This is a genomic window from Mesorhizobium sp. B1-1-7 (genome assembly GCF_006442705.1).
GTDB lineage: Bacteria > Pseudomonadota > Alphaproteobacteria > Rhizobiales > Rhizobiaceae > Mesorhizobium > Mesorhizobium opportunistum.
The window spans coordinates 230,904-245,462 of the sequence record NZ_VFWQ01000005.1; the positions used below are offsets into that span (position 1 = coordinate 230,904).

Sequence of the window (14,559 nt, forward strand, 5' to 3'; positions counted from 1 at the left end):
ATGTTTGACCGCACGAACCTTCAGGTTCTGGCCAACCACGCCCGCGCGGCCGCCGAGAACATGGCCCATACGCTGCACCGCACCGCGCACTCCGCCTTCGTCAAGGAGACGCAGGATTTTACAGTGATGCTGATGGACCGTTCAGGCGCGACCTTCGCCGTGCCGATGGAACTTGGGGCCACCTGGTATCCGGGGCTTTCATATCACCGCGCGATCGCGATGGTCGACGACTACCGGCCGGGGGACGTTGCGTTCACCAACGATCCCTATTCCGGCCACGTCGCCACGCACGCGCCCGACACGCATCTGTGGAAGCCGGTCTTCGTCGACGGCGAGATCGTCGCCTGGACCGGAGGGCATATCCACAACACCGACATGGGCGGCGCGGTGCCGGCTTCGCTCAGCAGGGCGCTGACCGAAATCCATCAGGAAGGTATCCGCTTTCCACCCATGAAGCTGGTGAACGAAGGCGTCTTCGATGAGACGATCCTGCGGATCATGAGCACCAATGTGCGCAAGCCCGACCTCAACATCGGCGACATCAAGGCGCTGGTCGGCGCGCTCAACACCGGCGAGCGCAAGATCCAGGCGATGGTGAAGAAGTTCGGCAAGGCCGGCTTCATCGAGGGCGTTTCCGCGCTTCTCGACCATGCGGAGGCGCAGGCGCGCGACGTGCTGCGCGCCATGCCGGACGGCACATGGCAGTTCGCCGATTATGCCGACGAGGATTCGGTCGAAGCCAATCCTTGCAGGCTGAAGCTGACGCTGACGATCAAAGGCGACGAGGCGGTGCTCGACTTCACCGGCTCCGATCCGCAGCTCGGCTCCTCGCTCAACGTGCCTTCAGGCGGCGACCCGCGACACACCATGCTGCTGGTGGGCGTCTATTACGTGCTTTACACGCTCAACCCGAAGATACTGCTCAATACGGGCCTCACCAGGCCGTTTACCTGCATCACGCCCGAAGGTTCGGTGCTCAATCCGGTCCATCCCGCTGCTGTGGGCATGCGCTCGCTCACCTGCGCCCGGCTGCGGTCGGTCATCTTCGGCGCCTTCTCGCAAGCGGTGCCGGAGCGCCTGCCCGCAGCACCTGCCGGCAACAACTGCATCGTCAATGTCATGACGACGGACGAGCGGACCAGCAAGACTGTCATCACGGCGGTGAATCCCGTAGTGGGCGGCGGCGGCGCGATGCCGCATCGCGACGGGACCAATGGATCGGGCGCGGATGCCGCCTATCTCAAGAACACGCCGATCGAGATCACCGAGACCGAGACCCCGGTCGAATTCGTGAAATACGGGCTCGCGAGGGACAGTGGCGGTGCAGGGCGCTGGCGCGGCGGCCTGGCGACCGAGATGGCTTTCCGTGTCTTCGCCCCCGACTCCAGGATCACGGCGCGCAACCGCGACCGCAGCTTCTTTCGTCCGTGGGGCGTGCTGGGCGGCAAGGCAGCCGGCCTATCGGACATGATCGTCAACCCAGGGACCGAGCACGAGCGGCGGCTGGGCAACATCGACACTGCGGTGCTGCAGCCTGGTGACGTGCTCGATATCCGCTCCGCCGGAGGCGGCGGGCGCGGCGATCCGCGTGAGCGCGAGCCCTGGCGCGTCGCGCAGGATGTGCGGCGTGGCTATGTCACGCGAACGGCTGCCGAGCGCGACTATGGGGTCGTCATCCGTGACGGCGAGGTCGACGTGCAGGCGACGGAAAGACTGCGTGCGCGGCAGGGACCAGCCGTCGGCCATTTTCATTTCGGTCCGGAGCGCGATGGCTACGAAGCGCAGTGGACGCCCGCGGCCTATGACCTGCTGACCGCCATACTGCGGGACTTGCCGATCCACTGGCGGTTTTTCGCCAAGACGGAGATATTCCGTCGCATGAAAGGGCGCTCGGGACAGGAAGGCGTCCAGGCTGCGTTCGATGCGGTCTGCGAACGGTTCCCCGAACTGCCCAGTCCTCGCACCGTGCGAGAGGCAGCGGAATGATCACCGCCGGCCGCATCGTCCGGCTGGCCGAGCGCGACCGCGCAGTGGTGCATTTCTTTCTCGACGGTGAGATGCGCGGCGCCCTTGCGGGTGACACCGTGCTGACCGCCATGCTTGCATCAGGACATGCATTGCGAAAATCCGAGTTCGGACCCGAGCCGCGTGCCGGCTTCTGCCTGATGGGAGCCTGCCAGGATTGCTGGGTATGGCAGGACGAGGGACCGCGCATGCGGGCGTGCTCGTCACTTGTCAGTCAAGGCATGCGGTTGCGCACGACGCCACCGGAGAGCTGGCCGTGAGCGAGACCTCGTCGCCGCGGATCGTGATCGTGGGCGCCGGTCCGGCCGGCATAAGGGCGGCCGCGACGCTGGTCGAGGCGGGACTTCATCCGGTGGTGATCGACGAAGGCAATCGCGCCGGCGGCCAGATCTATCGCCGGCCACCTGATGGGTTCGTCCGCACGCCCGAGCAGCTCTATGGGTCGGAGGCGGCGAAGGCGCGCGCGCTGCATGCGCTCTTCGATCGGTTGGTGGCAGACGGGCGGCTTACCCATTGCGCGGACAGCTCGGTCATAGCAGTGCATGAAGGTCGGCTGCAGATGCTGGGGGAGGGCGGCGTGCAGCTAGTCAGCTATGATCGTCTGATCCTTGCCACCGGCGCATCCGATCGTGTCGCTCCGGTCCCCGGCTGGCAGAGCGCCGGCGTCTACAGCCTTGGCGCGGCGCAGATCGCGCTGAAGGCGCAGGGCGTCGCGCTCGGGCGGCGCATCGTGCTCGTCGGATCGGGGCCTTTGCTGACGCTGGTCGGCACTCAGCTCATCAAGGCTGGAGCGGATGTGGCGGCGGTGCTCGACACCTCCCCCTGGCGCCAGCAGATGCGGGGGCTCTGGGACCTTGCCGCCCGGCCGTTGGTCGCGCTGCGCGGTCTGGCCCTGCGGGCGAGGCTCGGCGGCCGCTACCATGCGGGCGTGAAGCTCGAACGGATCGTCGCCGACGGAAAGGGGGTCTCAGCGATGTGCTGGCGCGACGCCGGCGGAAGGCAACACCTCACGTCATGCGACACGATAGGCATGGGCTGGCATTTGCGGGCGGAGACGCATCTCGCAGACTTGGCGGGATGCGCCTTCATTTATGACGAGCAGTGGCGGCAATGGCTGCCAAAGACCGACCGGATGGGCCGCGCCGGCGGCGGAGTCTATCTTGCGGGCGATGGAGTTCGTCTTCTGGGAGCAGATGGCGCGGAGATCGCGGGACGCCTTGCCGCGGCGGCGTGCCTTGCCGATCTCGGATTGCCGGCGCCTTCCCTCGGTGCCGATCTGCGCAAGCTCGCGCGGCTCGAACGCTTTGCCCGTGGCCTGGTTCGCGCCTTTCCCTGGCCGGCGGCGATGGCGCGGGCACTCCCGGACGACGCGGTCGTCTGCCGCTGTGAAAACGTGACCGCCGCGGCCGTGCGCCAGAGCTCCGATTTCGGCGGCAGCGAAGCCAACAGGGTCAAAGCGCTGTCGCGCGTCGGCATGGGACGATGCCAGGGGCGCTATTGTCAGTTGGCCGCCGTCGAACTCATCGCGGCGCAGACCGGCTGCACGCCTGGCGCTGTCGGCCGGTTTCGCGGGCAGGCGCCTGTCCGCCCGGCGCCTGTCGGTGCCTTTCTGCAGGACGGCTCATGGCGTCGCGGAGACCATGTCTAGATGTCGCAATGTATCGTGCCTTAGAAGTCGGCAACTTTCCCCCAGGCTGAAGCGTCGAAGCGCCTGGGATCGTAGGATTGCGGATCGACGATCGGTTTGGAACCAGTCATCAGATCGGCGACGAGATGCCCGGCGCCGGGTCCGATGCCGAAGCCATGCCCCGAGAACCCGGCAGCCAGGAAGAAACCCGGAACAGTGTTGATCTCGCCGATGGCAGGCACGCCGTCGGGCGTGCTGTCGATGTAGCCGGCCCAGCTTGCGCTGATCCTGGTCTGGCGCAGTGCCGGCAGCAGTTCGAGCGCCCGGGCGTGGGCCAGGCGGATGGTCGCCTGGTCCGGAACCGGATCGAGGATGCGCATCCGCTCCATCGGCGTCGGCTGATCGAGCCGCCAGTGTCGGAGCGTTTCGTGGCCCGAGCGCATGCCTTGCAGGCCGCCCGGCGCGAGGCTGCGCCACCGCTTCAGGAACATGGCCAGGAACTGGGAGGAGAAGCGCAACTGCTGCGGCGTCACGTCCACACGGCCGCGTCCACTTATGGCGAGCGTGTAACCGCCGTCGCCGCGACGCGTGACCGAGACCCCTGCCGTATGCAGCGCATCAGGCAGACCCTCGGCGCCTGGCGAGACGGAGAGGATGGAGGAGCGGATCGACGCCTGCGGAAAACGGAAACCGAACTGCCGGCAAAAGGAAGAGGCCCAGGCGCCGCCGGCCAGCACCGCCACCTTGGTGCGGATCGTTCCGCTTTCGGTGACCACACCACTCAGTCGTCCGCCTTCGGTCTCGATACCGCGCGCGGCGCAATTCTGGTGCACGGAGCCCCCGAGCTTGAGGATGGCCCGGGCAACCGCGGGCGCGGCCCGCGACGGATCCGCGGTGCCGTCGGTCGGCGAGAACACGCCGCCCTTCCAGGTCCGGCCCGTGGCGCGGCCCCGCTCGCTGGCCTCGGCGCTGTCGAGCATGTGCGTGGTGACGCCGGCCGTCCTGGCGAAGTCACGCCAACGCACCCAGCCAGCCAGTTCCGCATCGTCATTGCTGAGATAGAGCAAGCCGCACCGCCGAAAGCCGGTGTCTTCATCTGTCTCTGGGGCAAAGCGCTGCCACAGATCGAGGCTGCGCGTCGCCATGGGCAACTCGCGCGCGTCACGGTTCTGCTGGCGGCACCACCCCCAGTTCCTTGAGGACTGCTCGGCGCCGACGCGTCCCTTTTCGACAAGCGCGACCTTCATGCCGCGCCTGGCCAGGTAATAGGCCGCGAAGATGCCGACGATGCCGCCGCCGATCACCACCGCGTCCGCGGTCCGTGGCAGTTCGCCGGATGTCTCGATTTGCTGCAGTGGTGCGCGCATGGTCTCTCTGCCTTGACGCGCCAATCTACCGTGTTGTGCAGGCAGCCGGTGCCGCAGTTGACGCTGAAGCAGAATTTTATTCCGGCAGCCTGGGCGAAATCGGGAGCCGCTGCGTTTCAAGCGCTGTCCGCTTGGATGGACAGGCCTACGGGCTGTGGTAGTGTCAATGCCAATGAGCAAGGCAGCATTTTGTGCTACGGCCTGCGTTCTGCGGAGACGACCGTGAAACTGGATCGGATCGATATCAAGATTCTGTACGAGTTGCAGAAGAACGGCCGCATCACGAATGTGGAACTGGCTGATCTGGTGCATCTGTCGCCAAGCCCATGCCTGATGCGGGTCAAGAAGCTCCAGTCGGAAGGCTACATCGAAGGCTATTCCGCGCAGGTCAATATCGGCAAGCTCGGCCAGACGCTGACCGTGTTCACCGAAATCACCTTGAAGAACCATCGCCAGGTGGACTTTGCCCGCTTTCTCGCCGTGGTGGAGAAGATCGACCAGGTCATCGAGTGCCACCTCGTGTCGGGCGGCTACGACTATTTGATGAAATTCGTGACCGCCGGCATAGCCGAGTACCAAACTATCATGGAGCGGTTGACCGACATGGATATCGGCATCGACAAGTATTTCAGCTTCGTGGTGCTGAAGTCGCCCATCATCAAGGCGCACATGCCGCTGCCCAGCCTGTTTCCGAGGTAGTCAGCGATGGCCTTGCGCGCGCTGCATTTGTCGCCTGCAGCCCGCTACAAGATGTCCGGCCCCAATATCGGGTGCAGTGCCTTCAATTCGATTTGCATCTCGGCGATCATCCAGGCGCAGATGTCGGACACGACAGGTCGTAGCGGCCTTGAGCGCGGGGCAATCAGCCGATGGATCCGGCCCGTCTTGATCTGCCTGTCCGAGGCCGGGACAAGGGTTCCCTGAAGCAATGCCCTTGAAACGTTGCTGAGCCAGCCGAGCGCCACGCCTTCCCCGTTCATCGCGGCTTGAAGCACGACGGCGTAGTCCGAGAATTCGAGCCACTTTGCCCTGCTGGTCTTGCGGTCCGCCACACTGCCCCAGGCGTCCAGCCATTGCTCCTTGGCGTCGGTCAGGTGAAGCAGGGCATGACCTTCCCCGGTTCCGGCATGGATCAGCCGACCGTGGGCCGACAAATAGGATGGGCTGCACACCGGAACGATGATCTCAGGCGAGAATGCCCAGTGGTGATAGTGGGGGTCGTCATCGGTCAGGATTCTCGTGGCCAGGTCGACATTCTCGGCGGGTCCTCGCAGAACGCCCGCGGTCAGTTCGAACCTCAGATCGACGTCGGGAAACCTCGTGTTGAAAGCCCCTAACCTGGGAACGAACCAATAGGTTGCCAGAGAACTCGAAAGGGAAAGGGTGACCACCGGCTTTGCAGCGCTGTTCTGCTTGATCCTGCGGATCACTTCCGCGATGCCGTCAAATCCCTCCCGCACGGCCGAATAGAGCACACGTCCGTCCGGGGTCGGGGTCAATCCCGTTGGGCCTCGTGTGAAAAGAGGCACACCAAAATCGGCCTCGAGTTGGGCAATGCTGCGGCTGATCGATGGTTGCGTGACGTTGAACTCGCGCGCCGCGGCCGTGAAGCTACCCGACCGGACGGCAGCTTCGAAGACAAGCAGTCCGCGCGCGGAGGGAACGAGTTTTGCAAAACCAGCCATGCGTCCAGCGTATAGGCACCCCAACCATTTTCAAGCTTTCTATGAGCTCGGAAATGGCGAACTATAACCCTGATGAATGGCCGGAGCAGAACATGAAGACAGCGGCATCCCAAGCGGGCAGCACATCCAGCGATCCTCTGCTTCAGCCGTTTCGGCTCAAGGGTCTGACGCTGCGCAACCGTGTCGTCAGCACCAGCCATGCCTCGATGCTGGACGATGGCGGCCTGCCGCTCGAGCGCTATCAGCGCTACCATGAGGAGAAAGCGCGCGGCGGCCTTGCGATGACCATGGTGGGCGGCTCGGCCATGACGTCGCCCGATTCGAGCTGGGGCGGCGGTCAGTTGGACCTTTCCACCGACCGCATCGTGCCTCATCTCCAATCGCTATCGCAGCGGGTGCATCGCCACGGCGCCGCCGTCATGTGCCAGGTCTCACACCTTGGCCGGCGTGCCACCGCCTATGCAGGAAACTGGTTGCCGCCGGTGGCGCCGTCACGCGTTCGCGAGACGAGAAACCGGAATTTTCCGAAGGAGATGGACGCCGCGGACGTCGACAGGATCATCAAGGATTACGCCAGTGCCGCAAGGCGCTGCCTGGACGGCGGTCTGGATGGCGTCGAAACCGTCACCGGCGGCCATCTGATCGGTCAATTCCTCTCGCTCAGAACCAACAGGCGCACGGATGGATTCGGCGGTTCGCTGGAAAACCGCGCGCGCTTCGGCCTGATGGTTCACGAGGCGATCCGCCGCGCGGTGGGCGACGATTTCGCCGTCGGCATCCGGTTCGTGATCGACGAGGCGGCCAAGGACGGATCCGATTTCGACGAATGCCTTGCTTTTGCCAGGCTCTTCGAACGGGAAGGTCATCTCGACTTCTTCAATTGCATTTTTGGCCGCATGGACACCGACCTGTCGCTGGCTGAGCAGAACATGCCCGGCATGTTTAGCCCGAGCGCTCCGTTTTTGCCGCTGGTCGGGCAGTTCAAACGGGAAACCAGACTGCCCGTGATCCATGCCGCAGCGATCCGGGATATAGCGACAGCGCGGCATGCCATCCGCGAAAACCTTGTCGACCTGGTCGGCATGACTCGGGCGCATATTGCCGACCCCGATATCGTCAACAAGATGATGCGCGGCGAAGAAGAACGCATTCGCCCGTGTGTCGGGGCGTCCTACTGCCTATACAAGAAGGTGCAGTGCATTCACAACCCGGCCAGCGGCCATGAAACGATCATCAGCCATACCATCGTGCGGGCTGAAACGCCGAAACGGGTGGTCGTGGTCGGCGGTGGTCCGGGTGGGATGGAAGCGGCAAGGGTTGCTGCCGAGCGCGGCCACCGAGTGAGCCTGCTCGAAGCCGGAGCGCGCCTTGGCGGGCAGGTGCTCGTCGCGGCCTCGGCATCCGATCGCAAGGATCTCATCGGCATAGTCGACTGGCGCGTCGACGAACTCGCGCGCCTTGGCGTGGAAGTCCGTCTCAACACCTATGCGGACGCAGAAATCGTCCTTGCCGACCAACCGGATGCGGTCATCGTCGCCACCGGCGGCGTTCCCGATATGGAAAGGCTGGAGGGCGCCGAACATTGTGACAGCGTCTGGGACGTCCTGACCGGGGTCGTGCCGGCGAAAGACGATGTGCTCATCTACGACGAGACCGGACGCCAGGCCGCAGTTTCCTGCGGCCTGCATCTTGCCCGTCCGGGGCGCGTGATCAGCCTGGCCATAGCGGACGACACGTTGGCGATCGAGACGCCCTATCCGGACAGGGTGAGTTTTCGCAAACGCGCCGCGGAAAGCGGCATCCGCGTCGTCAGCGATGTGCGCCTGGTCAAGGCCGCGCGCCAAGGCAACGGCATCGCCGCCACGTTCCGGCACGAGCTCACCGGTGCGGAAACGGAAATGACCGCAGCCCAACTCATTGTCGAGCGCGGCACGGTGCCCATGGAGGATACCTATCAGGACTTGCGGGCGCGCTCAGCCAACAACGGCGTCACCGACATAGCCCTGATCACGGGCACGGAAACCAGGCGGGACAATGGTCCGCAAGCTGCCGGATCATTCGTCTTGCACCGCATTGGAGACGCGGTTGCCAGCCGGGACATCTACTCGTCGATCTATGAGGCCTACCGGCTCTGCTCGCAATTGTAGATGGGCCGTGAAACTCGATCGAATCGACATCAAGATTCTCTACGAGCTGCAGAAGAACGGCCGCATCACAAATGTGGAGCTGGCGGAACGGGTCAATCTCTCCCCCAGCCCATGCCTGATGCGGGTGAAGAAGCTGCATGCTGAAGGCTATATCGTACGCTATTCGGCGCAGATCGACATCGCAAAGCTGGGGCGGACGCTCACCGTCTTCACGGAAATTACGCTCAAGAACCATCGCCAGATCGACTTCTCGCGTTTCCTTGCCGCCATTGACAAGGTCGATGCGGCCGTCGAATGCCACCGCGTTTCCGCCCGCTACGACTATCTGACGAAATTTGTCGCCGCCGGCATCGGCGAGTACCAGGAGATCATGGAGCGGCTGAGCGACATGGATATCGGCATCGACAAGTATTTCAGCTTCGTGGTGCTGAAGTCACCTATCGTCAAGGCCCACATGCCGCTGCCCAGCCTGTTTCCGATGTAGTCGAAGCGGCTCACCGTTCCCGTAAAATGCTGAGCCGCTCTAGCGATGGCCGTATTGGCTGACCAGCTCGGGGTCGCGGACGAGGCCATCGAGCCAGGTCGGATCGAGCTTCGGCACCGAGGAGAACAGAAGCTTGGAATAGGGGTGGGTGGGCGCCTGCAGCCTGTCGGGCGTGATCTGCTCCACCCGCTCGCCATTGTACATGACCATGATCTCGTCGCAGATCGCTTCGACGACGGAGAGGTCGTGGCTGATGAAAATGTAGGAAAGGCCCAACTCGCGCTGCAGTTCCTTGAGCAGTTCGATCACCGCGGCCGCCACCACCGTGTCGAGCGCCGAAGTGATTTCGTCGCAGATGATGAGCTTGGGGCCGGCCGCCAGGGCGCGCGCGAAGTTCACGCGCTGCTTCTGGCCGCCCGAGAGTTCCGACGGGCGGCGGTAGCGCAGCGTTCTCGGCAGGCGAACCATGTCGAGCAGTTCGTCGACGCGCTTCGAGCGCGCCTGCCTGTCGAGCCCGTGATAGAACGCCAGCGGCCGGGCAATGATGTCCTCCACGGGCTTGGCCGGATTGAGCGCTGTGTCGGCATACTGGAACACGATCTGCATCTCGCGCAGCTGGTCCTGGCTGCGTTTCCTGGCGGTGCGCTCCAGCTCCCTGCCGTCGAAGACGATGTCGCCGGCCGCTGCCGGATGGATGCCGGCGATGACGCGCGCCAGCGTCGATTTTCCGCAGCCGGATTCGCCGATGACACCGAGATTGCGCCCCTTCTCGACGATCAGGCTGACGGTATTGACAGCGCGGATAAGCGGCAGTCCGTCAGCCCGTATCGCGCCATAGCCGGCTGTCACATTGTCGATGCGCAGCAACGGCTTCGCGCCGGCATCGGCGTCCGCATGCGCTTGCCGCGGTTTCGGCTCGAAGGCAGCCAGCAGTTCGCGTGTATAGGGATGCTGGGCAGCCGAAAGTATCTGAGCCGTGGTGCCGGCCTCCTGCACTTCGCCGCCCTTCAGCACCACAATGCGGTCGGCGATCTGGGCGACGACCGCGAGGTCGTGGGAAACGTAGACCCCCGCTATTCCGCCCGCCCGCATGACCGACTTGAATGCCTTCAGCACGTCGATCTGCGTCGTCACGTCGAGTGCCGTCGTCGGCTCGTCGAAGATCATCAGCTTGGGATCGCCGATGAGCGCCATGGCCGCCGAGAGCCGCTGCAATTGCCCACCCGAAACCTGGTGCGGGTAGCGCGCGCCGATCCCTTCCGGATCCGGCAGCGACAAGGCCCGGAACAGCTCGACCGCGCGCTTTCGCGCCTGCTCGGGGGACATCAGCCCGTGGATGCGCGTAACCTCGATCACCTGCTCGATGATGGTGGACGAGGGGTTGAAGGAGGCGGCAGCACTTTGCGGTACATAGGCAATGTCGGTGCCGCGCATCCTTGCGCGCTGCTTTTCGGAAAGTGCCGCCATGTTCTTGCCGTTGACATTGATCTGGCCGCCGGCGATCCGGCAGCCAGGCCGCGCATGGCCCATCAGCGAGAGTGCGATCGTCGTCTTGCCGGAACCGCTCTCGCCGATCAGAGCGACGATCTCGCCATCGGCGATGTCGAGGCTGACGCCCTTGATGATTTCGACGACACGACCCGAGTCCGTCGTCGCCTCGATCCTCAGGTTCCTGACTTCGACGAGATTGCTCATGCGTCCCTGTCCCTGATCTTCTGCGGCAGGTTGTCGATCAGCAGGTTGACGCTGATGGTGAGGCTGGCGATCGCCAGCGAGGGAACGATGACGGCGGGCGCGGCGAAGGGCAGGCCGCCTATGTTCTCGCGCACCAGCGCGCCCCAGTCGGCGAGCGGCGGCTGCAGACCGAGCCCGAGGAAGGACAGGCCGGAGAGCAAGAGCACGATGAAGACGAAGCGCAGGCCGAAATCGGCCAGCACCGGGCGGATGATGTTGGGCAGGATCTCGGATCCGATGAGATAGGCGGTGCTTTCGCCACGGACGCGAGCGACGGTCATGAAGTCCATGCTGTTGATGTTGACGGCGAGCGCCCGCGCGAAACGGTAGGCGCCGGGGATATAGATGACGGCGAGCGTCATGATCAGCGCCGGGATCGACGAGCCGACCGCGGCGACGACGACAAGGCCGAACAGCTTGCTGGGGATGGAGTTCATCGCATCGAGAAAACGGCTAAGGCAGGTGTCGAGCCAGCCGCCGGTGACGGCCGCGATCATCCCCAGCACCACGCCGCAGAAGCAGGCGATGGCCACGGCGGCGAGCGATATGCCGACGGTGTAGCGCGCCCCCATCAGCACCCGCGAGAGCATGTCGCGGCCCAGATAATCCGAGCCGAGCCATAGGCCCTGTCGCATCGGGCCGAAATAATCATCGTCGACGATGTCGCCGATCGAATGGGGAATGATATAGGGCGCGAAGATGGCGATCAGCGTCCACGCCAGGATGACCAGCGCGGCCACCACGCCCACGAGATTGTAGCTGCGGCCCAGGAAGGACCGTCGCGAAGCTGCCACGCGCGCCATCGTCACCTGAGCCTCGGGTTGGACATGATGGCGATGATGTCGGCGACGGTGATGAGCAAGAGGTAGCCGAGGCAGAAGATCATCGCGCAGCTCTGGATCAGCGGCAGGTCGCGGGTCGCGACCGCATCGACCATCAGCTTGGCGATGCCGGGATAGTTGAAGATCGTCTCCACGATGATGACGCCGCCGACCAGATAGGACAGCGACAGCGCAACCGCGTTGACGATCGGCCCGAGCGCATTGGGAAGCGCGTGCTTGAGCACCATGCGGCCGCGTGAGGCGCCTTTGAGAAGCGCCATCTCGACATAAGGCGTGGACAGTGTCTCGATCACCGCGGCGCGGGTCATGCGGATCATCTGTGCGGAGATGACGAAGGTCAGCGTGATCACCGGCATTGCATAAATGCGTACGAGGTCGGTCAGCGTATGCGCCTCATTGACCGAGGACAGCGCCGGCAGCCATTTGAGATAGACGGCGAAAAGCAGGACCGCCAGAGTCGCCACCATGAACTCCGGCACCGAGATGACGCCGATCGAAAGTATGGTGACGGTGCGATCGTAGAGGGAGCCGCGCAGCATGGCGGCGGTGATGCCCAGCGTCAGGGCCAGGGGGACCGAGAGCAGCGTGGTGATGCCGGCGAGTTCCATGGTGTTGACGAAGCGCCCGCCGATCAGCGCCGCGACCGGCATCTCGTTGGCATAGGAAGTGCCGAGATCGCCGTGGAGCAGGCCGAGAAGCCAGCGCAGGAAGCGAAGCATTGCCGGATCGTTGAGATGCATGGCCTCGCGCAGGCCGGCGACCGCTTCGGGTGTCGCCGCCTGGCCGAGCAGGATCGACGCGGTGTCGCCGGGCAGCATGCTAGTGGCGAAAAAAACGGCGAACAGGACGATCAGAAGTGTGATCACCGCGATTGCCAGCCGCTTTAACACGAGGTTTAGAACCCCAGACGTCATGAAAGCGCTCCTGCGGTTGCGTTCGGCCAAGCGATGTTGCGCAATAAGGTGCCAGGGACCGGCTGTCCGATCCCTGGCAGGCGCCTCTCAGGCTTCGAGCCAGAGATATTCCGCCATTGCGTAGCCCATCATGCCACCGAGCGGGTTCGCCTCCAAACCCTTCACCTTGCTGGAGAGGGCATCGACGTTGGAAATGTAGGCCGGGATGATGGTGCCGGCCTCCTCGGAGACCATGGTCTGCATGTGGCCGTAGATTTCCTTGCGCTTGGCCTGGTCGAGCGAGCCGCGCGCCTCGATCATCAGCTTGTCGAACTTCTCCGACTTATACTGACTTTCGTTCCACGGCGCGTTGGAGGCGTAGAGCAGCGAGAACAGGATGTCCGGCGTCGGGCGTGGGTTGATGTTGCCGAAATGGACCGGCGCCTTGAGCCAGTAATTGTCCCAATAGCCGTCGGACGGGACGCGCTGGACGTCGAGCTTCATGCCGATGTCGGCGCCGGCGGCCTGGATGATCACCGCCATGTCGATCGACGAGGTCGCGGCGTCGGAGGCGATCACGGGAATGGACTGGCCGAGCAAGCCCGACTTCTGGAAGTGGAACTTGGCCTTGTCGGGGTCGAACGCCTTCGGCTTGAGGTCGGCATTGTGGAAGATGTTCGCCGGCGAGACGGGCTGGTCGTTGCCGACTTCGCCGAGGCCGCGCAATGCCGATTTGACGATCTGCTCGCGGTTGACGAGGTATTTCATGCCGGCCACGAAGTCGGCCTTGTTGCCCGGATCCATGTCGAGCCGGATGTTGAGGTCGGTGTAGTTGCCCGAGGTGGTTTTCGACAGTTCGAAGCCTTGCTGCCCGCCGATGAGCTTCATCGCGCGCGGATTGATGGAGGCGGCGAAATTGATGTCACCGGACAGCAGGGCGTTCACGCGGGCGCTGTCATCGCTGATGGCGATGAATTCGAAAGAGTCGAGATAGGGCTGGCCCGACTTCCAGTAGTTCTTGTTCTTGGTGACGACCGACCGCACGCCCGGTTCGAACGTTTGCAGCACGAAGGCGCCGGTGCCGTTGCCCTTGGAGAAGTCGGTGGTGCCATCGGCGACGATCATGAAGTGATGCAGCGCCAGGATGGTCGGGAGGTCGGCATTCGGATCGGCCAGCGTGATTTCCACGGTCGACTTGTCGACCGCCTTGAAGCCGGTCATCTGCGCGGCGATCTTGGCGACTTTGGAACCGACCGCCGGATCGAGATGACGCTTCATCGAGAAGACGACGTCGTCGGCGGTGAGGGCCTTGCCGTCGTGGAAGGTGACGCCCTTACGCAGCTTCACGGTCCAGGTCTTGGCGTCCTTGCTGTCGAAGCTTTCGGCCAGCTCCATCTGCGTGACGCCATCCTTGTCGAGGAAAGTCAGGCGATTGTAGAGCGAACAGCAGCGGACATAGTCGGTCGACAGCGACGCCTTTGCCGGATCGAGCGTGTCGGCGGTCGAGGACGACCAGCCAGCCGCCTTGAAACTGCCGCCGGAAACCGGCGTGGCGGCGACGGCATTGGTGGCGCGGCCAAGCACCACGCTGCCCGCGGCAACCGCAGCGCCGCCGGCCAACAGCATCTTGAGGAGTTCGCGGCGGCTCGCGCCCCGCCGAATGGCATTTTCGACCATGGCATCGTCTGCGCTGGTCCAGTTCGTGATGTTGTCGGTCATATCATTCCCCTTTTCGTTTGTTTTCCGGCTTGCTCG

Annotated in this window: 12 protein-coding genes; 6 read left to right on the forward strand and 6 right to left on the reverse strand. The window is 64.0% G+C overall.

The genetic code is table 11. The features are described from left to right. The 3 genes from FJ978_RS10475 to FJ978_RS10485 are packed head-to-tail and all read left to right on the forward strand — an operon-like array spanning position 1 to position 3,673. Positions 1-1,986 carry a hydantoinase B/oxoprolinase family protein gene (locus FJ978_RS10475; protein ID WP_013894042.1) on the forward strand — a complete coding sequence of 662 codons (1,986 nt, stop codon included), beginning with the start codon at positions 1-3 and terminating at the stop codon, positions 1,984-1,986. After that, on the forward strand, positions 1,983-2,285 hold the full coding sequence (locus FJ978_RS10480) for a (2Fe-2S)-binding protein (RefSeq protein WP_013894043.1): 303 nt from the start codon (positions 1,983-1,985) through the stop codon (positions 2,283-2,285). Before FJ978_RS10475 ends, FJ978_RS10480 begins: the two co-directional genes overlap by 4 nt. Next, a complete protein-coding gene (locus FJ978_RS10485; RefSeq protein WP_013894044.1) occupies positions 2,282-3,673 on the forward strand; it encodes an FAD/NAD(P)-binding oxidoreductase in 1,392 nt (463 codons plus the stop codon). The genes FJ978_RS10480 and FJ978_RS10485 overlap by 4 nt, the downstream gene beginning before the upstream one ends. 20 nt (positions 3,674-3,693) lie before the next feature. Here FJ978_RS10485 and FJ978_RS10490 read toward each other — a convergent pair whose 3' ends face one another. Continuing rightward, positions 3,694-5,019, reverse strand: a complete 1,326-nt coding sequence (locus FJ978_RS10490; protein WP_013894045.1) for an FAD-binding oxidoreductase — start codon at positions 5,017-5,019, stop codon at positions 3,694-3,696. A 222-nt stretch (positions 5,020-5,241) separates the two neighbouring features. Here FJ978_RS10490 and FJ978_RS10495 point away from each other — a divergent pair, with 222 nt between their 5' ends. Next, entirely contained in the window at positions 5,242-5,718 is a 477-nt protein-coding gene (locus FJ978_RS10495) for an Lrp/AsnC family transcriptional regulator (protein ID WP_031250456.1), read from the forward strand. A 44-nt stretch (positions 5,719-5,762) separates the two neighbouring features. Here FJ978_RS10495 and FJ978_RS10500 read toward each other — a convergent pair whose 3' ends face one another. Next, on the reverse strand, positions 5,763-6,704 hold the full coding sequence (locus FJ978_RS10500; protein WP_013894047.1) for a LysR substrate-binding domain-containing protein: 942 nt from the start codon (positions 6,702-6,704) through the stop codon (positions 5,763-5,765). 53 nt (positions 6,705-6,757) lie between these two features. Here FJ978_RS10500 and FJ978_RS10505 point away from each other — a divergent pair, with 53 nt between their 5' ends. Further along, on the forward strand, positions 6,758-8,851 hold the full coding sequence (locus FJ978_RS10505) for an NADH:flavin oxidoreductase (RefSeq protein ID WP_245265096.1): 2,094 nt from the start codon (positions 6,758-6,760) through the stop codon (positions 8,849-8,851). A 7-nt stretch (positions 8,852-8,858) separates the two neighbouring features. Next, positions 8,859-9,335: an Lrp/AsnC family transcriptional regulator gene (locus FJ978_RS10510; protein ID WP_013894049.1), complete on the forward strand. Its 477-nt coding sequence runs from the start codon at positions 8,859-8,861 to the stop codon at positions 9,333-9,335. Positions 9,336-9,374: 39 nt separating this feature from the next. Here FJ978_RS10510 and FJ978_RS10515 read toward each other — a convergent pair whose 3' ends face one another. The 4 genes from FJ978_RS10515 to FJ978_RS10530 form a co-directional block, all read right to left on the reverse strand. Beyond that, entirely contained in the window at positions 9,375-11,030 is a 1,656-nt protein-coding gene (locus FJ978_RS10515; protein ID WP_013894050.1) for an ABC transporter ATP-binding protein, read from the reverse strand. Continuing rightward, the gene (locus FJ978_RS10520) at positions 11,027-11,872 is read right to left on the reverse strand and encodes an ABC transporter permease (RefSeq protein WP_013894051.1); all 846 of its coding nucleotides are present in this window, start codon (positions 11,870-11,872) and stop codon (positions 11,027-11,029) included. The genes FJ978_RS10515 and FJ978_RS10520 overlap by 4 nt, the downstream gene beginning before the upstream one ends. A gap of 2 nt (positions 11,873-11,874) precedes the next feature. Continuing rightward, the gene (locus tag FJ978_RS10525) at positions 11,875-12,825 is read right to left on the reverse strand and encodes an ABC transporter permease (RefSeq protein WP_140572101.1); all 951 of its coding nucleotides are present in this window, start codon (positions 12,823-12,825) and stop codon (positions 11,875-11,877) included. A gap of 87 nt (positions 12,826-12,912) precedes the next feature. Next, positions 12,913-14,523 (reverse strand): ABC transporter substrate-binding protein, encoded by a 1,611-nt coding sequence (locus FJ978_RS10530; RefSeq protein ID WP_013894053.1) that lies wholly within the window; start codon positions 14,521-14,523, stop codon positions 12,913-12,915. Between the last annotated feature and the right edge of the window lie 36 nt (positions 14,524-14,559).

Excerpts from the sequence above, each read along its gene's own strand:
- FJ978_RS10475 (WP_013894042.1), top strand. The coding sequence starts at position 1 with ATGTTTGACCGCACGAACCTTCAGGTTCTGGCCAACCACGCCCGCGCG.
- FJ978_RS10480 (WP_013894043.1), top strand. The coding sequence starts at position 1,983 with ATGATCACCGCCGGCCGCATCGTCCGGCTGGCCGAGCGCGACCGCGCA.
- FJ978_RS10490 (WP_013894045.1), bottom strand. The coding sequence starts at position 5,019 with ATGCGCGCACCACTGCAGCAAATCGAGACATCCGGCGAACTGCCACGG.
- FJ978_RS10500 (WP_013894047.1), bottom strand. The coding sequence starts at position 6,704 with ATGGCTGGTTTTGCAAAACTCGTTCCCTCCGCGCGCGGACTGCTTGTC.
- FJ978_RS10505 (WP_245265096.1), top strand. The coding sequence starts at position 6,758 with ATGGCGAACTATAACCCTGATGAATGGCCGGAGCAGAACATGAAGACA.
- FJ978_RS10515 (WP_013894050.1), bottom strand. The coding sequence starts at position 11,030 with ATGAGCAATCTCGTCGAAGTCAGGAACCTGAGGATCGAGGCGACGACG.
- FJ978_RS10520 (WP_013894051.1), bottom strand. The coding sequence starts at position 11,872 with ATGGCGCGCGTGGCAGCTTCGCGACGGTCCTTCCTGGGCCGCAGCTAC.
- FJ978_RS10525 (WP_140572101.1), bottom strand. The coding sequence starts at position 12,825 with ATGACGTCTGGGGTTCTAAACCTCGTGTTAAAGCGGCTGGCAATCGCG.
- FJ978_RS10530 (WP_013894053.1), bottom strand. The coding sequence starts at position 14,523 with ATGACCGACAACATCACGAACTGGACCAGCGCAGACGATGCCATGGTC.